Source organism: Fodinicola feengrottensis (assembly GCF_039530045.1).
GTDB classification, from domain to species: domain Bacteria; phylum Actinomycetota; class Actinomycetes; order Mycobacteriales; family HKI-0501; genus Fodinicola; species Fodinicola feengrottensis.
This window is the reverse complement of sequence record NZ_BAAANY010000014.1, coordinates 199,380-221,267: the sequence shown is the minus strand read 5'-3', so window position 1 is coordinate 221,267 and position 21,888 is coordinate 199,380. Positions and strand designations below refer to the sequence as shown.

The window sequence follows — 21,888 nt, the reverse complement described above, 5'->3', positions numbered from 1 at the left end:
CCCGCGGTCCTGAGTGGTTACGGGCCGATGACCGCGCAACGCGCCCGCGAACTCGCCGGCGACGACACCAGTGAGTGGTACCGAATCCTCACCGACCCCGTCAGCGGAGTGGTGATCGACCACGGCCGTACGCGCTACCGCCCGACCAAGGCGCTGCGGGACTTGGTGAACGCCCGCGACCAACGATGCTGCGGCCCCGCCTGCAACCGACCGGCGGCGACCTGCGAGTTCGACCACACCATCCCTTTCCGCGAATCGGAAGGGAAGACCGCGTACGACTGTGCCGGACCGGCCTGCAAATTCCACAACGACATCAAAGAACACGGCTGGACCGTCACCCAACCCACACCAGGACGATTCCTCTGGACCAGCCCCACCGGACGCACCTACGACGTCACACCCAACGACGAATACCCACCACCACCGTTCTAGTCCATGGTTCCCAACGTTCGGCCCGATAGGTGGTGAAGGAGAGGCAACCCGGCGTGTTATACCTGCCCGGGCCGCCGGTTGGCGTCCGGTCATCGTCCTGTGTCACTGGCTAATATCGCCTGCTCAGAGGCATTCCGCCGAGGATGGCGACAGTCAGCTGCGGCATCTGGGCCAACAAAACCGGTTGACTGTTCTCTACCTCCGGCCGTGGCAGCGCGGCCGTTTTCGGGGAAGGCGGAACGTGGAAGCCCTGCACGCCATAGAGCTGGCCGATGGGCCGGGCCTTCAGAACGCGCCGGACATCTGGGAGATCCTTCGGGATCTGGTCGGTGACAACCCGTGGCTCGTCCTGCTGATCTCGCTGCTGAGCTGGGCCGCGCTCATCTACGGCCTGTACAAGAAATCCGTCGAGGGCGTCGGGCGGACCAGCGACCTCCTGCGCGATCTGGCTGCCCGTAGTGACCGTCGTAGCCTCATCGTACGATTCGTAGCCGCCGCACTCCTGGCGCTTGTCTCGGCGAGCTGGCTCATTTTGGCGATTCCGTGGGGGAACGTCCTGCTGCACGTGGTTCTCAGTGTGGTGGGCTGGCACGACGACCTGAACTGGTTCACTCTCAGCCCAGGCTCAATCGCCTGCGTCGTCTACTCGATATTCGCCGGTGGGCGCTCGATCCACGCTTACGTCACCGAGAAGCCCGGCACGTGGGCCCTGATAGGCCTCGGCTCAGCGGTTCTCCCCGGAATCCCGATCATTCTGATTATCTGGGGCCCGGGGCCGTTGTGGCTCACCTTCTCAGGAATCAGCTTCATTCTCGGGTTCGTGGTGGCCCCAGCGACCATTATCGGCTGCGTACAACTATGCGGCATCCAACAGCTCGCACCCCGACGCACGAACGCATGAGCCAGAAGTGGGCCCAATCGTCAGAATAATCCTGAAAGATCAGAGCCGGTCCCGATAGCGATAAGCCAACCAGTGGTCGGCCGCTCGTTGCGCCTGGCCTGGAGTGAATTGCGACAGACACCGGTCGTCGCTGTAGTCCATGAAGTTGTGGACTGGCGCCGGAGTGGTGTTGTCACACGCCTTGAGGTCGGTCGGGCAGCCGCTGGTCGGCGCCGCCTCAGCCGGCGTGTCGTCCACATAGTCGCCTGGAGCCGCGCAACCGCCCTCGAAGGTGTGATAGAGCCCGAGCCAGTGCCCCGTCTCGTGGCTCGCTTGCTTGCCCTCGTCGAAGGGTTTGGCGCCACCACCGGGAACTGTGCTGTATTTGAGCATCACACCATCCAGCTCCGGCGCCGCCTGGTAGTCCCAAGGCCAGGTCGCGATGCCGATCAGATCGGCGGGCTTCTCGTAGCCCGGCTCGTTCAAATAGAGGTTGAGCTCGCTGGCGTCGCCCTTGCGCAGCGCGGATTTCATGGCCTTCTCGTCCGGCTGCATCGCCATGGCATAGTGCCAGGCCTTGTTGTCGGTGTAGTCGACGTCGTGGAGCCAGAAGCTGAACATCTTCGCCGGAGTGTTGCCATAGTCCCTGTTCAGCTCGGCGATCTGCCGAAGGATTTCGTTGACCGGAACCATGCCGGTGGCGCCGTCGTGTACGACGTGGACATTTACCGGAATTTTCGCCTGGCCGCTACTCAGCCGGGCGTGGACGTTGCCATCAGGCCCCTTGGTGAGCATGGTCCGCGGCAGCGTGTGCCGGTCGTACGCGGTGCGCAGGATCTCCTCCGCGGCATCCGACCCTTGGATGGAGCGGCTTCCCGAGAGGCTGTTCGGATCGTGCGGAGAGGTCGTGTGCGCCGCCGGCGTGTTAAGGCAATTAGCCTTCGCCGGCGGCGCATCGACTGCTCCGGGAACCAACGCGACCGAGCCGGCCAGTGCCAGGGCCAGCACCATCTTGTGCGCCTTCAACGATTCTCCCAGTTTTCAGCAGGTTACGGCCGTCAGCAGTGACCGTACAGCTGACACTCCACAATATCCAGCGACTCTTTCCACCGCCATTTCTCTAAGCGGAATATCGCTTCCGCGGCGGCCGCGATGGAGGCTCCGGATATTAATCCGGCGCCTCCACCTACTGGCACCAGGGAATCAGGTGTCGCTAGCCGAGAATGGACGAGATCTGGTCATTCGCGTTCGCGGGAACGTTCCGGTATGCCCCTCGGGGGAGTTGCTCAAGGCGCCAGCAGAGGCCGTCATGGCATCCGTAGTGGGCGTCGACGTAGCCGGTGAAGTTCCAGTTGGACGCCCAAGAGGTGAGACTGTCATTGAATGTGCCGGCCCGGCAGCCCAGTGTCACGGGGCACTGTATCTGCGTCAGATCGTTGATTCCCTGACCGTTTGGAATTCGGATCAGCTGGCCTCCACCGTTGGCATCAGCAAAAAAGCACCCGTAGGAATCCCAACAGAGGCTCTCGGCCAGTGCTTCGATTTTACTCTTGTTGTGCATGTAGGACGCGGCAACCTGGTACATCTGCACCTCTGCCGGCACCCCTGGCGCCGGGCTCTGATTGGCGACGACGGTACGCAAATGACCCTGCCGGTCGACGAGAGTGACATTTTGATGGGAGTTGGCAATCAGCGCCGCACCAGCGGGCGATTCCGCCACAGCGAGGAAAGATCCGATCGAGACGGCAGTAGCCACCAGTACAGCAAGAAGCTTTCGCATTTCCGTATTCCTTTCGGAATGGTTCAAGGACAGCAGGGTGGTCCGTGTTCAATGACATTCGTCAGCGGTCGAATACCCCAACAGCCAACGGTCACCCTGAGAAGTCTGGTTCGGGCAGCGACAGATGCCCAATACCTGTTTGGTCTCGGCGAGATACCCTGCGGGCATGTCGATTCAGTATGCGGCGGTGACGATCCGCGCGTGAATCACGTGTTACGCCACGCCCTGAAGGCTTCCATCCGAATGCCCTGACCTGAAGTGCCCACCCAGATGGCGGCACCGCACTGCGCCTGCTGCCAGCCCGTGTTCTGGAGGTATGCCTGCGCGCAAAGGGTCGGGCCTCCCCACGTCAGGATATGAACGCCTTCCAGGCGTAGACCCTGGCCCGTTGTTCCTGCCTCCGCGCGCCGGCGAACAGAGAGGTCCTCGCATTTCCATTCCTGGTCGCCGATGTTCTGAACGTGACCCTGAAGGCAGATGTTTCCCCATCCAACGACCATCTGGATCTCTTCCAAACGAAGACCGCTGCCGGTGCTGCCAGCGTCGCCGCCATCACAGGCCGACGGCTGCCAACCGAGCTCCTGCACGTGGACTTCGTAAACGACTTGACCAACGCAATCAGGATTGGCCTTTGCATGAGCCGCAGCAGCCGACGGCTCAATCTTGTCAGTAGTGCGGACATGCGCCAATGAAGTGTCGGCCGACGCGCTTGTTGTCTGAACCAAGCCCGTCCCCAGTGTCAGAACAAGTGCCACCAAGGCGAGACTGACCTTGCGCCACGCAGGCGACCGGTTTGTGTTGAGCGCGATCATTTCTTCTTCTCCTTAGTTAGCGCACGTCAATCCTGATCGCAATGGCTTCCATTGCCCACGCCATTGCCAGCACGGCAACGCCGGCTCTGCGCCACGCCGACAGTTGCCTTACTCTGGGGATGGTGATGTCATTTGTCATCTGTCTCCTCTATGTCTGCTGATGTACCAAATCAGGACGCTAGAGAAGTACGGCCGGCCGCGTATCGCCGAAGCGAGCGATCTCGGACTCCCTCGCGCGAGCGAGGCCGTGCGAGGGAAGGTCGTTCGTACGAGGGAACCAACCGAAACCGGCCGCGCGCAGGCGGCGGCTACCGTGGCAGTTCTTAGCTGGTCACGATTTCGTCGCGTATCCAGCGCATGTCCACTTTCCCGGCCGGGCTTCGACGGATCTCCGGGACAATCAGCAGGCGGCGTGGTTTCTTGTACGCGGCGAGAAAGTCGCTGACGTGGGCGGCCAGTGCGGCGAGGTCGAGAGTCGCGTCAGGCTGAAGCTGGACGATCGCGACTACCACCTGGCCCCATTGCATGTCAGGCGCTCCCACGACCACTGCCTCGCGGACCGCCGGGTGCCTGGCGACGACCTGTTCGACTTCTTCCGCGTGTACTTTTTCACCACCGGTGTTGATAACGCCGCTGCCCCGACCAAGCAGATGCACGGTGCCATCGGCACGTACGGTGGCCAGGTCGCCGGGCATTGCCCAACGTTGCCCGTCGAACCTACGAAAGGTCAGTTCGGTACGATCCGGATCGCCTTCGTAGTGAACAAAATTGTCCGCCGGCGCGGCCATGATTCCGGTCTGACCGGAACCTGGCTCGACATCGCGGTTGTTCTCGTCGACCACCCTGGCGCCGGGTGCCAGCCGGAGTTCGGCAGGCTTTTCCCTGGTCATTTCGGAGAAGGCGAACGGGCCTCCTTCGGTGGCCGCCACCATCTCCCGGCAGAGAATGTCGCCGTGCGCGAGCAGCCGGGTTTTGATTTCCTTCGACCAGGCCAATCCGACACTTACGATGCGCTTCAGGCTGGAGATGTCGTACGGGTGGGCGTCAAGCTCATCCGCCAGCGGCCTGGCGAAAACGTCGCCGACAATGGACATCGTGTCCACCCGTTCACGTTCGATGGTCCTGGCAACCTCGGCCGGATCGTACGATTTGCCTGCCAAATAGACAATCCTGCCGCTCGCGACCAAGCCACCGAGGGTGGTGTACATGCCGGTCGCGTGCATTAGCGGCGGCGCCGGCAGGTAGACGAGCTGATCTCCGGAGACTTTCCTGGTGGCTGCTCGAAGATCTTCCAGAGTGTCCGGGACCGGCTGTCCTAGCAGGGTGAAACCGTTGACCGTACACACCTTGTAGACCCACGAATGTCTCGTGACGACGGCCTTCGGACTACCGGTCGTGCCGCCGGTGTACGTCACCCAAAGGTCGTCGCCGCTGCGACCGATGCGCGGCGCCGGATCACCGAGGGCTTCTTCGTACGTACCCACCGCGCCGACGACCAAGAAGGTCCGCAACCGCGGGAGGTCGTCGCGTACGGCGTCGAAGCGCTCTTTGAGAGATTCGTCCAGAACCACTGCCCGCGCGCCGGATCCAGCCAGGATCTCCCGCATTTCGGTTGACCGGTAACGATAGTTGACGTTGACCGGCACTCCTCGCAGTTTCAGGACCGCGAAAACGCTCTCGATGTACTCAGGACCGTTGTAGAGCGCGATGGCGACCCGGCTGCCCGGCCCGATGCCGTGGCCGGCCAGGTAGGCAGCCAGCCGGGCCGCGCGATTATCCAGCTCCGCCCAGGTCAACCGCCGGTCGCCCTGGGAGATGGCCAGCCGATCGGCACGCAGGTCCGCGATTGTCTCCAGAATGGTCGCCAGCGATTCGTTCATGGCACCACCCTCACAACGAGGCTGGTGGCTCGCGGGGAACGGCCGTCAAACCTGGTCTCAACTGCTTGTCCAGGAACTGTTCCAGCCCACGTTGCCGACCGTTTTCGGTGTCGTGCAACCTCATCTGGTCGAGCTTGGCATAAAGATAGTCGCGCGCCTGCTCCCAGGGCATGTCATGGGAGATCTTGAAAGCCTCCTTGGCGGCCCGCAGCGTCGCCGGGTTCTTGGCCCGCAGCCGGTCAGCCAGCGCGATCACCTCAGCGCGCAGATCCGCCGCCGGTACGGCCGAATTGACCAACCCCATCGCCGCGGCCTCCCGTCCGTCGAAGGTGCGGCCGGTCATGATGAGGTCCAAGGCCGTGCGATATCCGAGCACCGCCGCGAGATCCCGGGTGACCACACCGGCCGGGATTATTCCCCAGTTGACCTCGGAAAGCCCGAAGGTTGCCGACTCGGCGGCGATCGCCAGGTCACAGGAGACCAGCGGAGTGAACGCGCCACCGAAACACCAGCCGTTGACCATCGCGATCGTCGGCTTCGGGAACATCCGCAGCCGCTCGTACTGCCAGCCGTACGCTTCCCTGCGGACCTGGCGCTGCCGGGCCGGCGGTGCGGAGTCGATTTCGTGGAAATACTCCTTCAGGTCCATGCCGGCCGAGAACGCCGTTCCGGCGCCGGTGAGCACCATGATCTCGATGCTGTCGTCGGCCTCCACCTCGTCGAGTACGTCGAGCATCTCGGCGTTCAACGCGGGATTCATCGCGTTGCGCTTTTCCGGCCGATTCAACACAACCCAGCCGATCGAGCCCTCGCACTCAAGCAGGACGTTGGACATCGTCAGGACTGTCCGACGAGATCCGGCCGGGTGGTCAGGTCTGGCGTCGCCGACTCCAACCGGTCCAGCTCCGGATAGACCGGGCAACCGAAAAGTGGTTCGTACGGAGCGAAAGTCGCGTACTCAGGGAGACCACGCAGGTGGTTGCCCAACGCGTTCTTCGCACTCCAGAAGTCGCCGCCGAGCAGCCTCGCGACCCACACCGGATCCACCCGCACGCCGGTGCTCTTCAGGAATCGGCCGATCTTGAAATCGTGGTCGTAGAAAGCACAGATCAGCCGGAAGTACGTGTCATAGCCGGTCTTGTAAAACCGGCCGTACAGCTCCCCCGCGTCCTCTTCGCTGAGGTGACCACCCAGCAGTTGGTCGGTCATCTCCGCGGCCTTGAGGCCGCTGCTGACCGCGAGATACACGCCGGCCGAGAAAATCGGGTCGATGAAACATCCGGCGTCACCGACCACAAAGAAGCCCGGCCCGGTCACTGTGTCGCTGTAGTAGGAAAAGTCGCTCTCAGTACGCAGCTCGCCGCCGTCCAGTCCGGCGATCCGCTGACGAATCCGTGGAATTCTGGACACGTGGTCGGTGAACAGCTGCTCCGAGGACGCTGCGCTCTGGAGGGTTTCCGGCCGGGTGACCGTACCGACGCTGAGCTTGTTCGGCCGAATCGGGATCGCCCACACCCAACCGTCCCGGTGGCTGCCGATCTGAATGTCACCTTCGACCCCGGGGTTGGTTGTCTCCTGAACCCCGTCGAAATGGTGGAAGACCGCGACCATCTTCAGCCTTTCGGCCATTTTCCTGGACCGCAGGTGCTGGTTCGCGATCACGCCGGCCCGGCCACTCGCGTCCAGTACGTGCCGCGCGGTGACCGTGTGCCGTTCCCCGTCTTTTGTGTACGTGACACCAACAACTCGACCGTCGACCGTGTCGACGTGGTTGACTCGCGCCTCCAACACGACCTGCGCGCCGCGGTCGGTGGCGTGCCGCAACAGGATGTCGTCGAACTCGGAACGCTCCACCTGGAAGGTGGTCAGCGCCCGGCCCTCGCCCTGGTCGGTGAAGTCGACTCGGGTGGCCCGGCCCTGCTCGTCACAGAACTCCGCACCGGTCTTGATCGGGAAGTCGGTCGCCCGGATCCGGTCGCCCAGCTCCAGCCGGTCCAGCAACGCGGCCGTGTACGTCAGCATCGATTCGCCGATGTGGAACCGTGGGAAACGCTGCCGTTCCAGGACCAGCACCGAGTAGCCGCGGCCGGCGAGCATCGCGGCGCTGGTCGAACCGGCCGGTCCGCCGCCGATCACCACCACGTCGTACGAGTCGTTTGTCATCTGCGGGCTCCCTGGATTCTCAGAAGGAACTGACGTTCCGGAGCGCTCCGGAACGGATTTGGGCGACGATCGCGGTGATGTCGCCGTCCATCCGGCGGTCCTGATCGACGAACGAGACCCGGTCGCGGATATGTACGTGCACGGCCCGGGTGGCTGGGCTCAACAGCTCAGGACCGCGCAGGTCAGCCGCCTGGCACAGCGCCAGCAGCTGGATCGCGGTAACCTGCGCGACCAGCTCGCCGATATCGCGCGCGTCCCGGGCGGCGATCGTGCCCATGCTCACCTTGTCCTGGTTGTGCGCCTCGGTGGAACGCGAGAACGCGGTCGCCGGATTGGTGAGTTTCAGTGCCTCGGCGGCCAATGCCGACGCGGTGATCTGCATTCCCTTGAACCCGTGGTGCAGGCCCGCGGCCCAGTCGTGGTCGGCTACCCGCGGGATCAGGTTGGGCGTGAGGCCACGGTTGAACTTCTCGTCCACCACCAGCTCAAGCTGACGGTCCAGCAGGTCACCGACGCTGGCGACCGCGAGCTTCAAGGCGTCCATCGCCTGCCCGACGTGACCGCCGTAGAAGTTTCCGCCGCTGTGCACCAAATCCGCGTCGATGTCGAAAAGCGGGTTGTCGGTGGACGAGTTGATCTCAGCGGTCAGCCATGACTCCACCCAGCCCATCGTGTCCCGCAGAACGCCAATGACGTGCGGCGCGCACCTAACCGAGTAGCGGTCCTGGATGGGTACGTCCAGCTCGCGGAACCCGTTGACGGCAGCGGGCCCGGACCGGCGATCCGGATCGCCCAGCCGGGATCCGGCCAGCAGGGTCCGGACCGTGGCCGCGCTCGCGGCCAGCCCGGGATGCGGCTTCTGGCGCTCCAGGAACTCCGCGAAATGCGCGTGGTTTCCGAGCAATACCTGGGAAGCCAGCGCCGTACAGAGTTCGGCAGCGTACGCCAGCTCGGTGGCCTCCTGCAGGGCCAACACCGCGTACGCGGCCATGAACGACGTGCCGTTGATCAGCGCCAGGCCCTCTTTGGCTTCCAACGTGATGGGCCGCAGGCCGGCTGCGGCCAGCGCGGCACCGGCGGTGATCCGCTTGCCGCCGTACAGCACGTCGCCCTCGCCTATCAGCATGGCGGCGAGGTAACACAGCGGAACCAGGTCACCACTCGCGCCGACCGATCCGCGTTCGGGGATCAGCGGGGTGATGTCGTGCTCCAGGCAGTCGACCAGCAGCTGCACCAGCTCCGGTCTTACGCCGGAATAGCCGCGGGCCAGACAGTTGGCTCGGATGGCCATGTGGCGCGGGCGACCTGTACGGTGGCCACCGGCCCGCTGCCAGTGAGGTGGTAAAGGATCAGATTTCGTTGCAGTTGCGCGGTTTTGGCCGCCGAGATCTGTCGGATGTTGCTGTCCCCGAACCCGGTCGTCACGCCGTAGACCGGCTGTCCCGACTCGACGACACGTTGCCGCACCGCGCGCGACGCCGCCATCCTTCGGACCGCCTCGGCGTCGATGCGCGGCGTCGCCGTACCCCGCGCGATCGCGATCACGTCATCGCAGGTCAGCTGATGCCCGTCCAACGGCGGACGGGTATCAGAAGTGGAATTGAATGCATTCGTGGCCAGCACGGATCGGGACGATACCGCACCGTCAACCTTCAGAACATGGTGAATATCATCACGGCACGAAAATTCACGGCAAGCCGGAAAAGGGTTGCCAACAACTCAGAAACTATATACATTTGTCATATATTTTAGCGCTACAGTCAGTTCCGGTCGACGCGACCGTGGTTGCTGGCGAGGACCTGGACGTACGGATGCCCACGGTCGTCGACGCCGGCGTAGCGCGACGTCGAATGGCCGTCGGACTCGCTCGTCACGCCGTTCGTACGGGACAGGATGCCGTAAGACCGCACGTTTTCGGTAGATGCACCGGCGACGGAGTCGACCAGCGTCTGCGTCATGTCGACCGTGCCGGTCAGCGAGAAGTTCTGGTCGTCCACGTACGCGGCGGCCGAGTAGTCGATCGTGATCGGATAGTCGTACGCGTGCCGCGTACTCGCCACGATCCGTCCACCGGCCGTTGACGTGGCGGTCTGCGTACCCGCGTCCGACTGGACGATCCTCTGCGCCAGGCCATTCGCCGTGACCGTGTCGTCGTTGCGATAGGCCATCGTGCGCACCACGCGCGTGGAGACCCGGCCCGCAGACGTGTCCACATAGCCGGCCGTGACGTCCGTACGCGACGTGCTGTCGACGACGCGCGTACCGCCGCTGATCGCGGACTCCGTCACGTGCTCCACGGCGGTCGGCGCGACGCTGGCGGTCGTGAGCGCTCCGGACGTACGCGCCCAATGGTGATCTGTGTAGAGCAGCAGCGTGGCCACAACGCTCCACGAGTCGCCGTTGTTCTGCACGCTGAACGCAAGATCGTGCGTACGCCCGTCGACCAGCCGGCCCACGAACGGCGTCATGTCTACCCGCTCGGACTGCAGGCTGAACGTGTGGATCGCCGGTATCGGCCGCCACAACGTCGGCACGATCCCACCCGTATAGATGTGCGGGAAGGTGTGCACCGCGGCCATTGACGTGCCGTCGAGAGAGGCGTCAGCCTCGCGGTAGGGGCCGTGCGTACACATGCCGGCGTTCGGGTATTTCGCCGCCACGTCGGCTGGTACGTCGCTGAACCACTGCTCGTCGCAGCCGCCACCTTCGAGCGTGACCTCCAGATAGGCACGCGTGATGTTCCGCGGCAGGTTTTGAAGACTCAGGTGCGTGACATTCGCGGCCGGCGACAGATGCTGGGCCGGGAAGCCGACGACCGCATCCGGGACGTCCGGCGCCGCGCCACGGTAGTACGTGAACGTCACGGTCTGGTCGTAGTTGCCGGTATAAACGCTGCTCAGGTAGTTGCCGATGCCACCAGTGAACGACTGCGGCTCGCCCAGCAGCGCGCTGTATTCGGTCACGTCCTTGGACACCGTGTACGTGATAGGTGTCGGCCCGCCGGGCTCCTCGGTGGTCCCCCAGTAGACCTCGGTGTCGCCGATCCGCAGGTCGCCAATCCGGTCGTACTGACGCCCGCTGACGCTCACCGTGTAGTCCATAACGACCTTCGCCCACGGGCCCGGGCAAGCCGCCGGCGGCGTGAGCGTGCCGGAGAAAGTCTGCGGTGTGCCGTCAGGCGCGTTCGACAGGAAGTGGTTCGCGAGCGTGACCGCGCAATGCGGCCCGGCCGGTCGCGAAACCGGCGGCTCGGCGGTCACCGGATTGTCGGCGCCAGGCTCGACGTAAGCGCCGGCTGGCACCGACAATCCGAGCATCGCCGTGAGTACGGCCAAAACCAGCAGGACACGTCGTACAGTCATCCCGGGGCTCCTCCCGACCAGACTTGCCAGCCGGCAATCTACGCGCCAGTTAACGATCGCGGGCCGAAACCGCCAGGATGCCGGACAAGTCGACAGCCGCCTGACAGTGAAATGCCAGCGGCCGGTGTCACTATCGGACCTCGTGAAAACACTACTAACCGCCGCCCTCGCCACTGGTGTACTGGCCTTCGCCGCACCGGCCTCGGCGGCTCCGGCCTCTCCCGCCGCCTACTGCAACACCTCCACGACCGTGTGCGGATGCACGGACAACGTGAAGATCCGCAGCGGCCCGGGCACCGGCTACGGGGCAGTCGGACTCTGCGCGCGCGACCTGCTGATCATCCACGAGACCGGCTTCGGCGACTCGCCTCCCGGCTGCAACGACCTCGTCTGGGACCGCTCCACCGACCGGCGTACGGGCGTGACCGGTTGGATCTCGGGGTGCTATATCGCCGAATTCGCCTGACCGCCGAGGACTTGGAGCAGCCGATCACGACGGACGCGTCCGTCGTGATCGGCCCGGCTTAGATGGCTCCGGCTATCCGGTTCTCCCACGCCCAGGCGGCGACCTCGACCCGGTTGCGCAGGCCCAGCTTGGCCTGAAATGCCGGACAGGTGGCTTTTGACGGTGCTCAGTGAGATGAACAGCTCCGCGACGATTTCCTGATTGGTACGGCCACGGGCGATCGCCCGGACCACGTCCAGTTCGCGCCCGGACAGCGGTATGTCGCCGGCCGGTGCGACGGCGGCGGCGAGCTGGCGTACGACCGGACCGTGCCGTTCGAACTGGTCGATCAGCTCGCCCAGTTGCTCCGATCTGGGCCTGCCGGTTTCGGTGGTCTCGCGTAGCAGGCCGACGACCCGGCGGATCGCGGCCAGCGCCTCCGCGCCGGCCATCTCGATGCTGGCCACCGACTCGTCCAATTCCTGGGGAGCCTTGCGCTGAATGATCCGGGCGGCGTGCGCCTGCAGCACCATGCCGCTGAGGTGGTGGGCGGCCACGTCGTGCAGTTCCCTGGGCAGCTCCAGCCGCGAAGGTGACGCTGCAAACGCGAGCCGGCTATACGGCTCAGGTGATATGGTTAGCCGTATGAAGACTACTGTGAACCTGCCTGACGAGCTGGTTCGAGAGGCACAGGAGATCGCCCGTCGCGAGCGAACAACACTAAAAGAGCTGGTCGAAGCTGGGCTACGCACCGTCATCAGACAGCGCACCGGCGAGCCGCCATTCACCTTGCCCGACGCCAGCGTTGATGGTCACGGACTGCAGCCGGAATTCCGCGACGCGCATTGGGAACAGGTCCGCGACGAGATCTACTCGCAGCCCGCATGATCGCCGTCGACACGAACATCCTCGTCTACGCGCACCGCCGCGACTCCGAGTTCCACGCCGCAGCGGCCGCCCAGATCAAAGGTCTCGCCGAAGGACGCTCCAGCTGGGCCATCCCCTGGCCGTGCCTGCACGAGTTCTACGCCATCGCCACCCATCGCAAGATCTACGACCCGCCCAGCACCCGCGACCAAGCCATCACCCAACTCGACGGATGGCTGGCAGCTCCCACCCTCACCTTGCTGGGCGAGCCGGCAGGTTACTGGAAACAGCTGAAAATTCTGCTTAACAACGGAAAAGTTATCGGCCCCATGGTTCACGACGCGCGAATTGCCGCTCTTTGCGCCGCACATGGCGTCCAAGAACTCTGGTCGGCCGATCGGGACTTCGGACGCTTCAGCACCGCGATCAAGGTACGAAACCCACTCGTCGACTAAAAGTATCGCCGAGCGATCCGGACCGGCCCCTGACATCGACAATGAGGAAACTGAAGCCGGCAAGGGCCGCCAGCGCCCTCAGCCCAGCATGGTCATACTGTCGGCGGATTCGGCGAGGCTTGGCGACCAGACCACCCGCCGGTCGACGCGAACATCGCCATCCCAGAACGAGTCGGCGCCGGCGACAATGCCACCGCCAGCTCCGGCGCGTACGCCAAGTGCGTCCCTTTCCCGACAAAATTGTCCCGATGCGAGCATGTCGGATGTTCTGTTCGTCGGGGTTGAGTTCGTGGTCGCGTGTGGTTACCATCACAACCCCGGTGTCGATGCGTATCGATGATTGGCAATGACTCAGGTGTTCACCAGCAGGGACGTGGCTCGTATCGCAGGTGTTTCGCAAAGCACCGTGTCGTACGTGATGACTGGCAAGCGGCCGATCTCGGAAGAGACCCGTAAACGGGTGCAGACCGCGATCGAGCAGCTGACCTACCAGCCCAACGCCGGTGCGCGGGCGCTGGCGAGCCGGCGAACTCGAGTGATCGGGCTGGTGGTGCCGTTCGGTGAGGTGTCCGATCCGATGGGGTTGCTGCCGTTTCTGGAGACGATCACCGAGTGTGCCCGCGCGGTCGATTACGACGTACTGCTGGTGACCGCGAACGAAGGCGCCTCGGCTCTGACCAGACTCGGTGGCCGCTCCCTGTGCGACGCAATCGTGCTGATGGATATCGAGGCGCGCGACCCGCGGATCCCGGTGATCGCGGCGCTGCGGGTGCCGGTGATCTTGATCGGCGTGCCGGACGACGCGGACGGCTTGTCCTGCGTGGACCTCGACTTCACCGAAGCCGGCCGGCTCGCGGTCGGCGAACTGGTGGCCGCCGGGCACCACCGGATCGCGGTCATCGGCTATCCGCCGGATGTGGTGTCCCGCGAACTCAATTACGTGGCCCGCTTCCAACGCGGTGTGGACGCGGCGGTGACCGCCGCGGGAGTCGAGTCGCACCTGGTGCAGCCGCTCGAGCGGACCCGGTCCGGTGCTCGCGCCGCGGTGGCCGCGGCATTGGAGGCTGCCGGCGAGGACTGCGGCCTCGTAGTGCCGAACACGGTGGCCGTACCGCACGTGCTGCGTGCGCTGGCCGCCGCCGGCCGGCGGCCGGGTCGGGACGTCTCGGTGGTCGGGGTCTGTACGGACGCCGCCGCGGAGTCGATGGAGCCGGCCGTCACGAACGTCTCTTTGGAGCCACGGGACGTGTCCCGGCGGGCCATGCGCACCCTCTTCGCGTTGCTCGACCCAGATGTCGGTGGCCCACCGCCAAGTGGCGTCGAACTGGTCGTCCCGCGGCTGACCCGGCGCGAGACCACGGGGGGCGGTGCCACCCCTTGACCTCAGCTAGTGCGCCTTCGCATCACCATCGTCGATACGTATCGACGATGTGATCGTCCCCCGGTTGGAAGGACAGGACCATGAACCGACGAGCAACCTGGCTGCCAGCGCTGGTCGCCCTGGCGGTGGCCGTACCGCTGGTCATCGCCGGCTGCAGCAGCGGCAACAGCGCGAGTACGAGCAGCCTGACCGTCGAGGACTACTACAACACCGACCCGGGCATGACCACGTGGGGAAACCTGCTCACCAAGTGCGGTAAAGCGCAGGGCGTCACTATCAAGCGCAACGCGGTGCCCGGCGCGAACCTGATCTCCAAGGTGCTCCAACAGGCGTCCTCACGCACGCTGCCCGACGTGTTGATGCTGGACAACCCCGACCTACAGCAGATCGCCGGGTCCGGCGCGCTCAGCCCGCTGTCCACCTACGGCATCACCACCGACGGGTATGCCAAGGGCGTGGTGCAGGCGTCCACCTACCAGGGGCAGCTGTACGGTCTGCAGCCAATCACCAACACCATCGCGCTCTACTACAACAAGGACATACTCGCCAAGGCCGGCGTACAGCCACCCAAGACCTGGGACGAGCTGAAGGTCGATGCCAAGAAGCTGACCGTCGGCAAGCAGTACGGCATGGCGTTCTCGGCCATCAACACGTACGAAGGCACCTGGCAGTTCCTGCCGTTCATGTGGACCAACGGTGGCGACGAGAAGACGGTCGCGTCGGCGCAGAACGCCCAGGCGCTGCAGCTGTGGGTGGACCTGGTCAAAGACCACTCGGTGTCCGCATCGGCGGTCAACTGGGCGCAGGCCGACGTCAACGACCAGTTCAAGGCCGGTAACGCGGCGATGATGGTGAACGGCCCGTGGCAGCAGCCAGTCCTGGACACCACCGCCGGCCTGCACTACGGGATCGTGCAGATCCCCACCCCCAAGGCCGGCCAGACGACGGTGGCTCCGCTGGGTGGCGAGACCTGGACCGTGCCGCAGACCGGCGACAAGAACCGGCAGGCGGCCGCGGCGAAGTTCGTGACCTGCCTCAACTCCGACGCCAACCAGCTCGCCATCGCCAAGCTGACCCAGACGATCCCGACCAAGACCGCGGTTGCCCAGCAGTTCGCCATCCAGGACCCGGCCATGAAGACGTACGTGGACCTGGTGCCCAGTCTGCGGGCCCGTACCGGCGAACTGGGCGCCGACTGGCCCAAGGCCGCCACCAAGATCTACACCGCGGTCCAGGCGGCGTTGGCCGGCGGCGTACCACCGATGAAGGCGTTGCAGCAGGCCCAGAATGGCTGACACCGCGACCGTCGTCAGACGCCCGGCGGGCAGCGTCCTGGGGACCGGCCGGTGGCGGCGGAACCACCGGTTGCGGACCCGGCTGGGCGAGCTGGCGTTCCTGGTGCCGGCCGCGGCGTACATGCTGTTGTTCTTTGGCTACCCGGTGGTCAAGAACGTGCTGATGAGCTTCGAGTCGTACACCACCCGTACGTTCTACACCGGGGACGCGCCCTGGGTGGGGCTGCGCAACTACGCCGAGGTCATCGCCTCGTCGGTGTTCAGCCAGGCGGTGCTGAACACTGTGCTCTTCACCGTCGGATCGATAGCCGGACAGTTCGTGCTGGGGCTGGGGATGGCGCTGTTCTTCAAGCGCCGGTTCCCGCTGTCCGGAGTTCTGCGGTCCCTGTTGCTGCTGCCGTGGCTGATCCCGCTGCTGGCCTCCTCCACGGTGTGGCGGTGGATCCTGGACCAGGACAACGGCGCGCTGAACCGGCTGTTGTCCGGACTGCATCTGGTGTCGACGCACCCGGGCTGGCTGACCGATACCCGGCTGGCGCTGGTGGCGGTGATCGGCGTGAACATCTGGATCGGCATCCCGTTCAACACCACGATCCTCTACGGCGGGTTGCAGGACATCTCGAACGAGCTGTACGAGGCGGCGGCGATCGACGGCGCCACCCGGTGGCGGGCGTTCCGACACATCACCTGGCCGCTTCTTCGTCCAGTCGTGACGGTGGTGCTGGTGCTGGGTGTGGTGTACACGCTGAAGGTGTTGGACATCATCCTGGGCCTGACCAGAGGTGGCCCCGCGAACGCGACGCAGACCATCGCCACGCAGTCGTACGCGCTGTCGTTCCAGCAGTTCGACTTCGGGCAGGGTGCCGCGTTGGGCAACGTCCTGATCGTTGTCTCGCTGGTCTTCGCGCTGCTCTACCTGCGCGTCAACCGACGCGCTGTGGACGAGTGAGGGCCGCGATGAGTGCCACCAAGTCGGTACGTTCGCTGGGCAACTCCGCGATCGGTCTGTTGCTGCTCGCGGTGCTGCTGTTCCCGCTTTACTGGATGCTCAACGTGTCGCTGCAGGACGGTGGCGCGGCGCAGAGCACTCCGTGGTTCCCGGTGCACCTGAGCCTGCAGGGCTACACCAGCGCGATTTCGCAGCAGGGCGGCCACCTGCTGACCAGCCTGATCGTGTCGCTGGGCACGGTGGTGGCGAGCCTGATGATCGCCACTCCGGCGGCGTACGCGCTGGCGCAGTTCCGCTGGCGCTGGGCCACCGTGGTGCTGTTCGGGATCCTGATCAGCCAGATGGTGCCTGGCATCGTGGTGGCCAACGCACTTTACAGCGCGTACAACGACATCGGGCTGCTCAACTCCTATCCGGGCCTGATCCTCGCCGACGCCACCGCAGGCATCCCGTTCGGCATCCTCGTCATGCGCGCGTTCATGGGAAACCTGCCGGCGTCGGTGATCGAGGCGGCCCGGGTGGACGGCGCCGGGCAGCTGCGCGCCTTCATCTCCATCGTGCTGCCGATGAGCCGGAACGCGCTCATCACCGCGGCGCTGTTCACGTTCCTGTTCAGCTGGAGCGATTTCCTGTTCGCGCTGACGCTGACCACCACCGACACGATCCGGCCGGTGACGCTCGGGCTCTACCAGTACATCGGCACGTACGTCAGCAACTGGAGCGCGGTGATGGCCACCGCCGTACTGGCCTCCATTCCCGCCGTCCTGCTGCTCGTCGTCGCCCAGCGATACGTCGCGGCTGGCGTCACGGGCGGCGCCGTCAAATGAAAGGCAGACCTTTGTCAGACAAGCCGATCCGGGTCACCGTCTGGGGCGAGAACCGCCACGAGAAGCTCGAGGAGCAGGTGGCGAAGATCTATCCCGACGGCATGCACACCACAATCGCCGAGGGCATCGTGGCCAACCTCGGCGACCGCGTACGAGTACGCACCGCGACCCTGGACGATCCCGAGCACGGCCTGACCGAAGAGATCCTCGCCGACACCGACGTACTGACTTGGTGGGGCCACGCCGCGCATGCCGAGGTGGCCGACGAGGTCGTCGAGCGGGTGCACCGCCACGTACTGTCCGGGCTCGGGCTGGTCGTGCTGCACTCCGGACACTGGTCGAAGATCTTCGGCAAGTTGATGGGCACTTCCTGCACCCTGCGCTGGCGCAGTGCGCATGACCGCGAGCTGGTGTGGACGGTGAACCCGACGCACCCGATCGCCCGCGGCATTCCGCACCCGATGATCATCGAAGAGGACGAGATGTACGGGGAGTTCTTCGACATCCCCGCGCCGGACGAGCTGGTGTTCATCTCCAGCTTTTCCGGCGGCGAGGTGTTTCGGTCCGGCTGCACCTTCCGGCGCGGGCACGGCAAGATCTTCTACTTCAAGCCAGGTGACCAGGACTACCCGGTTTACCACCACGAAGGCGTACGCAAGGTCATCTCCAACGCGGTCCAGTGGTGCGTCACGGATCAGCCGACCCGCTCACTGCCCACCCTGCTGCGGTACGAGACCAACGACTTCTATCGCGGGCACGGCTACCAGGGACCGCTGGAGAACCAGGCGTGAACGCGTTCGCCACCCTGCCATCCTCCGTGGACGATCCGCTGCCGGTGTTGTGCGTCGGCGCGGGCTCGATGGGCCGGGCCTGGCTGGCCGCTGTCCAGGCCGACCCGCTGGTACGCCTTGCCGGAGTCGTCGACATCGACCAGGACGCGGCCCGTACCGCTGTCGCCGACCTCGGCATGGACGTCCCCATCGGAGCTGACGCGGTGGCGGTCGCCGCCGCCACCGGCGCCCGGGCGATCGTCAACGTCACGGTTCCGGCCGCGCATCTCCCGGTGACCATGGCCGCGCTGCGTGCGGGACTGCCGGTGCTGGGGGAAAAACCGGCCGCCAGCACTCTCGCGGAGGCCGTCCGGCTCGCCACCGTGGCCGAACAGACCGGGCAGCTGTTCATGGTGAGCCAGTCGCGGCGGTGGAACCCGCGGGTGTTCGCGTTACGCGCCATGGTCGAGGGCCTCGGCGCGGTCGGCTCGGTGACCACTGAGTTCTTTCGGGCGCCCCGGTTCGGCGGCTTCCGTGACCAGATGCGGCAGCCGCTGTTGGTGGACATGGCCATCCACTCGTTCGACACCGCACGGTTTCTGCTTGCCGCCGAACCGGTCTCGGTGACCTGCCAGTCCTGGAACCCGTCGTGGAGTTGGTATCGCGGCGATGCCAACGCGTCGGCTGTGTTCGAAATGTCCGATGGCGCCCGCTACACGTACGTCGGCAGCTGGTGCGCGGCGGGCGCCGAAACCTCTTGGAACGGCACCTGGCGGATCTCCGGCGAGAAAGGCAGCGCGCACTGGGACGGCGACCACGATCCGGAACTCGCCTCCGACCATCCACCGCTGGACCGTCCAGCCTCTCCGTACTCGGGAATCGCCGGCGCGCTTCAGGTCTTCGTCGAGGCGCTGCGTACCGGCGTCGCACCGATGGGCGAAATCCACGAGAACCTGATGAGCCTCGCCATGGTCGAAGCCGCCGTCGAGTCGGCCGACACCGGCGTTGCGGTGACACTCGCCGACGTATTCACCCGGGCCCGGGAATTGCCCCCAACGTCTACCGCAGCCAGCGGCTAACGCGAAGCCCCGACACCGCCGCGCGTACGCACCTTTTTGTCTTGGACGTGACCGAATCCATGCGCTCTACTGGATTTCGGTGACTTTGTACGCGATTCCGCCTTCGACCAGATACCCCGATCCGACAGACACAACGTCATTGAGCCAGGCGTACTCAGGGGCCCCGGTTTCAAACAGCGGGTTTGTTCGGAAATAATATGCTGACGGGTCGATCTGATATCTCTTGACCGGGTCCGTCAGGTCGTTGCGTAAGGCGGCCGGCACCACCCACCGACCACCGTAGGTCATGTGCACCAATGCCTGGTCATGCGTACGAAGCGTCAGCCGCACGTCCAGTGTCATCGTGCCGTCCGGGCGAAACAGTGCCCAGTCGCCGCCTCCTGGCAGCACCTCGCCTTTCAGTTTCGGCCCTTCGAACGTACCGCCCGCGGCCCCAAAAAGAACCCGCCGGCCGAACGGCCCGTGACCGATGTTCAGCGGAGGGTTCAAATCGACGACGATGTCAAAGAGATGTGCGGTCTTAATTGCGCCAACGTCCTGTATTCGCCGGTCTCCGGTCATGCCGCCGCTCCGAAAAGGCGGTCCCGTACGGCGTCGGTGGATACTCCCGACTGAGCACAGAGTTCGGACAGGTCGAAGAAGAACTGCTCGCCGGCAATCAGGTCGTCCTTGAACGAGAACTGGATGAACACTGGCAGTTCGGCACGCCTGCCGTTGGGGACAACGCCGAACCGGTCCCCCGTCATGGTCATCCACAGGCGGCCCCAGCAGACCAGGGTCTGCGCATCACTGGCATGTCCGTCGAGGACCACGTGGTAATCAGGGAACGTCGCGAAAAATCTGGTCAACACCTTGGCGTTCGCGGTCCGGCCACGGGCTTGGGTCCCGAACGCCGGAGTCACCAACACCATGTCCTCATGCAGCAGCCGCACTGCGGCCGACACGTCCTGCCGACTCTTGGCGATCGCCAACGCCTGCGCCAGTTCGAACATCCGATCGCTTTCCACAGACTCCTCATTTCGTCGATCCAACCTCTGACACAAAACATACGATCGGTCGTATTGTTTTACCAAGCAGTGTGACACTCCTGACAGTCTCGGCAGAAGTTGTACGATCGGTCGTACGTAAGTAAGGTCACCGAGACCTAGCGACGGGAGGCTCTGCGATGGATCCGGACGCGGCGACAATCGACCAACGGCTCGCGCGTGGAGCCAAAACCAGGCGCGCGATCACCCGGCGAGCGGTCGACGTGGCATCGATGGAAGGCCTGAACGGGCTCAGCATCGGCCGACTGGCCACTGATCTGGGGTTGAGCAAGAGCGGCGTGCAGACACTGTTCGGCACCAAGGAACAGTTGCAGCTCGCCTCCATCGAGTGCGCGCGCGAAATGTTCACCGAAGCGGTCGTCAAACCCGCCCTGAGCGCGGACCACGGCGTCGCTCGACTGCGCGCACTGGTCGAACGCTGGCTGGTGTACGCCGAAACCCCGCTGTTTCCCGGCGGATGCTTCTGGGTGGCCAACTACGCCGATTTCGACAGTCGACCCGGGCTGGTCCGGGACACCCTCTTCGGCGAACAAGCCCGCTGGCGTGAACTGCTCGCGGACGAACTCCGCCATGCAAAAGAAGAAAAAGGCACTGCCGAACTCGACCCGGAGCTCGCCGCCTTCCAAATCGACGCCGCCCTCTGCGCGACGAATATCGGACTACGGATCAACGACAAGGATATTGTGAGCAAGGCTCGGCGGACAATCGAACAAATACTGCAATCCGCCAACAGGCCGTTGAGTAAATGACATCCGGTGTCTTCGTTCTACACGGCTGTCGGCTACGAGGGAGGGGATGAGGATGAGTAGGACGCCACTGCGGCTTTACATGTCCATGTCGGTCGACGGGTATATCACTGGGCCGGACGACCGACCGGGCCAGGAACTCGGCCGCGACGGAGGTCGACTGTTCAACTGGCTCGACGACCGGATGTCCGAGGGGATCAACGGGCAGGTGTACGCCGAGGCCTGCTCGACCGGCGCCGTGGTGTCCGGACGCCGCACGTTTGAGCTGGCCGGTCGATGGCAAGGCGACCACCACGACGGAGTGCCGATCCACGTGCTCACACACAACATCGACCCGGCCGACGAGCCACCCGGCAGCGCGAAGTTCTACACGGACGTCAACGCGTGTGCCACCGAGGCCCGCGAAGCAGCGGGAGATCGAGCCGTGCTGGTCCACGGCGCGAGTGCGGCGCAGGCATTACTGGCAGCTGGTCAGCTCGACGAACTCGAACTGCACCTCGTGCCCGTACTGCTGGGTGACGGCCGGCGACTGTTCGAGCCGACCGGACTCGGCCACGTCGAACTGGAGCTCGTCCGCCGACTCGAAGGCAACAACGCGACACACCTGCGGTACCGCATCGTCCATTGAGAGGGGAAACAGCCAGACTGGCCGCATTGCTGACCATCGACTGCTCCGCCACCGCGACGATCTCCATGAGCTCGGTGAACACCGCAAACCG

23 protein-coding genes and 2 pseudogenes are annotated in these 21,888 nt (G+C 64.7%); 13 read left to right on the top strand and 12 right to left on the bottom strand.

The genetic code is table 11. The annotated features are described in order from the left end of the window. Nucleotides 1–432 (top strand): annotated as a pseudogene (locus tag ABD301_RS20525) (hypothetical protein); the annotation flags it as partial. A gap of 241 nt (nucleotides 433–673) precedes the next feature. Next, nucleotides 674–1,333: a hypothetical protein gene (locus ABD301_RS20520; RefSeq protein ID WP_344311866.1), complete on the top strand. Its 660-nt coding sequence runs from the start codon at nucleotides 674–676 to the stop codon at nucleotides 1,331–1,333. A 39-nt stretch (nucleotides 1,334–1,372) separates the two neighbouring features. On the opposite strand, the gene ABD301_RS20515 is transcribed toward ABD301_RS20520, so the two are convergent. From ABD301_RS20515 to ABD301_RS20480, 8 genes and pseudogenes are all read right to left on the bottom strand, one after another. Further along, nucleotides 1,373–2,338, bottom strand: a complete 966-nt coding sequence (locus ABD301_RS20515; protein ID WP_344311864.1) for a zinc metalloprotease — start codon at nucleotides 2,336–2,338, stop codon at nucleotides 1,373–1,375. Nucleotides 2,339–2,525: 187 nt separating this feature from the next. Further along, nucleotides 2,526–3,092 (bottom strand): hypothetical protein, encoded by a 567-nt coding sequence (locus ABD301_RS20510; RefSeq protein WP_163572194.1) that lies wholly within the window; start codon nucleotides 3,090–3,092, stop codon nucleotides 2,526–2,528. Nucleotides 3,093–3,298: 206 nt separating this feature from the next. After that, a complete protein-coding gene (locus ABD301_RS20505) occupies nucleotides 3,299–3,904 on the bottom strand; it encodes a hypothetical protein (RefSeq protein ID WP_344311862.1) in 606 nt (201 codons plus the stop codon). Nucleotides 3,905–4,227: 323 nt separating this feature from the next. Continuing rightward, nucleotides 4,228–5,784: an AMP-binding protein gene (locus ABD301_RS20500; protein ID WP_344311860.1), complete on the bottom strand. Its 1,557-nt coding sequence runs from the start codon at nucleotides 5,782–5,784 to the stop codon at nucleotides 4,228–4,230. 10 nt (nucleotides 5,785–5,794) lie between these two features. Beyond that, nucleotides 5,795–6,619 carry a p-hydroxycinnamoyl CoA hydratase/lyase gene (locus ABD301_RS20495; RefSeq protein ID WP_344311859.1) on the bottom strand — a complete coding sequence of 275 codons (825 nt, stop codon included), beginning with the start codon at nucleotides 6,617–6,619 and terminating at the stop codon, nucleotides 5,795–5,797. A 2-nt stretch (nucleotides 6,620–6,621) separates the two neighbouring features. Next, nucleotides 6,622–7,947 (bottom strand): FAD-dependent oxidoreductase, encoded by a 1,326-nt coding sequence (locus ABD301_RS20490; protein ID WP_163572197.1) that lies wholly within the window; start codon nucleotides 7,945–7,947, stop codon nucleotides 6,622–6,624. A 19-nt stretch (nucleotides 7,948–7,966) separates the two neighbouring features. Further along, a pseudogene (locus ABD301_RS20485) lies at nucleotides 7,967–9,492 on the bottom strand (HAL/PAL/TAL family ammonia-lyase). 215 nt (nucleotides 9,493–9,707) lie between these two features. After that, a complete protein-coding gene (locus tag ABD301_RS20480; protein WP_344311857.1) occupies nucleotides 9,708–11,309 on the bottom strand; it encodes a peptide-N4-asparagine amidase in 1,602 nt (533 codons plus the stop codon). Between the two features lie 142 nt (nucleotides 11,310–11,451). Here ABD301_RS20480 and ABD301_RS20475 point away from each other — a divergent pair, with 142 nt between their 5' ends. Further along, nucleotides 11,452–11,775, top strand: coding sequence for a hypothetical protein (locus tag ABD301_RS20475; protein WP_163572198.1), 324 nt, complete (start codon nucleotides 11,452–11,454; stop codon nucleotides 11,773–11,775). On the opposite strand, the gene ABD301_RS20470 is transcribed toward ABD301_RS20475, so the two are convergent. Then, the gene (locus tag ABD301_RS20470) at nucleotides 11,754–12,512 is read right to left on the bottom strand and encodes a helix-turn-helix transcriptional regulator (RefSeq protein ID WP_344311856.1); all 759 of its coding nucleotides are present in this window, start codon (nucleotides 12,510–12,512) and stop codon (nucleotides 11,754–11,756) included. The two genes, ABD301_RS20475 and ABD301_RS20470, sit on opposite strands and share 22 nt — an antisense overlap. On the opposite strand from ABD301_RS20470, the gene ABD301_RS20465 reads away from it, so the two are divergent. Next, on the top strand, nucleotides 12,400–12,642 hold the full coding sequence (locus ABD301_RS20465; protein WP_344311855.1) for a type II toxin-antitoxin system VapB family antitoxin: 243 nt from the start codon (nucleotides 12,400–12,402) through the stop codon (nucleotides 12,640–12,642). The two genes, ABD301_RS20470 and ABD301_RS20465, sit on opposite strands and share 113 nt — an antisense overlap. Next, nucleotides 12,639–13,076, top strand: coding sequence for a TA system VapC family ribonuclease toxin (locus tag ABD301_RS20460; protein WP_163572200.1), 438 nt, complete (start codon nucleotides 12,639–12,641; stop codon nucleotides 13,074–13,076). The genes ABD301_RS20465 and ABD301_RS20460 overlap by 4 nt, the downstream gene beginning before the upstream one ends. A 78-nt stretch (nucleotides 13,077–13,154) precedes the next feature. On the opposite strand, the gene ABD301_RS20455 is transcribed toward ABD301_RS20460, so the two are convergent. After that, nucleotides 13,155–13,334, bottom strand: coding sequence for a hypothetical protein (locus tag ABD301_RS20455; protein WP_163572201.1), 180 nt, complete (start codon nucleotides 13,332–13,334; stop codon nucleotides 13,155–13,157). Between the two features lie 88 nt (nucleotides 13,335–13,422). Here ABD301_RS20455 and ABD301_RS20450 point away from each other — a divergent pair, with 88 nt between their 5' ends. The 6 genes from ABD301_RS20450 (at nucleotide 13,423) to ABD301_RS20425 (ending at nucleotide 19,377) form a co-directional block, all read left to right on the top strand. Continuing rightward, nucleotides 13,423–14,457, top strand: coding sequence for a LacI family DNA-binding transcriptional regulator (locus tag ABD301_RS20450; RefSeq protein WP_344311854.1), 1,035 nt, complete (start codon nucleotides 13,423–13,425; stop codon nucleotides 14,455–14,457). An 80-nt stretch (nucleotides 14,458–14,537) separates the two neighbouring features. After that, the gene (locus tag ABD301_RS20445) at nucleotides 14,538–15,752 is read left to right on the top strand and encodes a sugar ABC transporter substrate-binding protein (RefSeq protein WP_344311852.1); all 1,215 of its coding nucleotides are present in this window, start codon (nucleotides 14,538–14,540) and stop codon (nucleotides 15,750–15,752) included. After that, nucleotides 15,745–16,701 (top strand): carbohydrate ABC transporter permease, encoded by a 957-nt coding sequence (locus tag ABD301_RS20440; RefSeq protein ID WP_344311850.1) that lies wholly within the window; start codon nucleotides 15,745–15,747, stop codon nucleotides 16,699–16,701. The genes ABD301_RS20445 and ABD301_RS20440 overlap by 8 nt, the downstream gene beginning before the upstream one ends. Before the next feature lie 8 nt (nucleotides 16,702–16,709). After that, entirely contained in the window at nucleotides 16,710–17,528 is an 819-nt protein-coding gene (locus ABD301_RS20435) for a carbohydrate ABC transporter permease (protein WP_344311849.1), read from the top strand. Next, nucleotides 17,525–18,319, top strand: coding sequence for a ThuA domain-containing protein (locus ABD301_RS20430; protein ID WP_344311848.1), 795 nt, complete (start codon nucleotides 17,525–17,527; stop codon nucleotides 18,317–18,319). The genes ABD301_RS20435 and ABD301_RS20430 overlap by 4 nt, the downstream gene beginning before the upstream one ends. Then, complete coding sequence (locus ABD301_RS20425) at nucleotides 18,316–19,377, top strand: Gfo/Idh/MocA family protein (RefSeq protein WP_344311847.1); 1,062 nt, start codon at nucleotides 18,316–18,318, stop codon at nucleotides 19,375–19,377. Before ABD301_RS20430 ends, ABD301_RS20425 begins: the two co-directional genes overlap by 4 nt. 66 nt (nucleotides 19,378–19,443) lie before the next feature. On the opposite strand, the gene ABD301_RS20420 is transcribed toward ABD301_RS20425, so the two are convergent. Further along, nucleotides 19,444–19,938 carry a DUF3237 domain-containing protein gene (locus ABD301_RS20420; RefSeq protein ID WP_344311846.1) on the bottom strand — a complete coding sequence of 165 codons (495 nt, stop codon included), beginning with the start codon at nucleotides 19,936–19,938 and terminating at the stop codon, nucleotides 19,444–19,446. Then, nucleotides 19,935–20,384, bottom strand: a complete 450-nt coding sequence (locus ABD301_RS20415; RefSeq protein WP_279582296.1) for an ester cyclase — start codon at nucleotides 20,382–20,384, stop codon at nucleotides 19,935–19,937. The genes ABD301_RS20420 and ABD301_RS20415 overlap by 4 nt, the downstream gene beginning before the upstream one ends. 158 nt (nucleotides 20,385–20,542) lie before the next feature. On the opposite strand from ABD301_RS20415, the gene ABD301_RS20410 reads away from it, so the two are divergent. Further along, nucleotides 20,543–21,172 (top strand): TetR/AcrR family transcriptional regulator, encoded by a 630-nt coding sequence (locus ABD301_RS20410; RefSeq protein ID WP_344311845.1) that lies wholly within the window; start codon nucleotides 20,543–20,545, stop codon nucleotides 21,170–21,172. Between the two features lie 52 nt (nucleotides 21,173–21,224). After that, nucleotides 21,225–21,797: a dihydrofolate reductase family protein gene (locus ABD301_RS20405; RefSeq protein ID WP_344311843.1), complete on the top strand. Its 573-nt coding sequence runs from the start codon at nucleotides 21,225–21,227 to the stop codon at nucleotides 21,795–21,797. The last annotated feature ends 91 nt before the right edge of the window (nucleotides 21,798–21,888 follow it).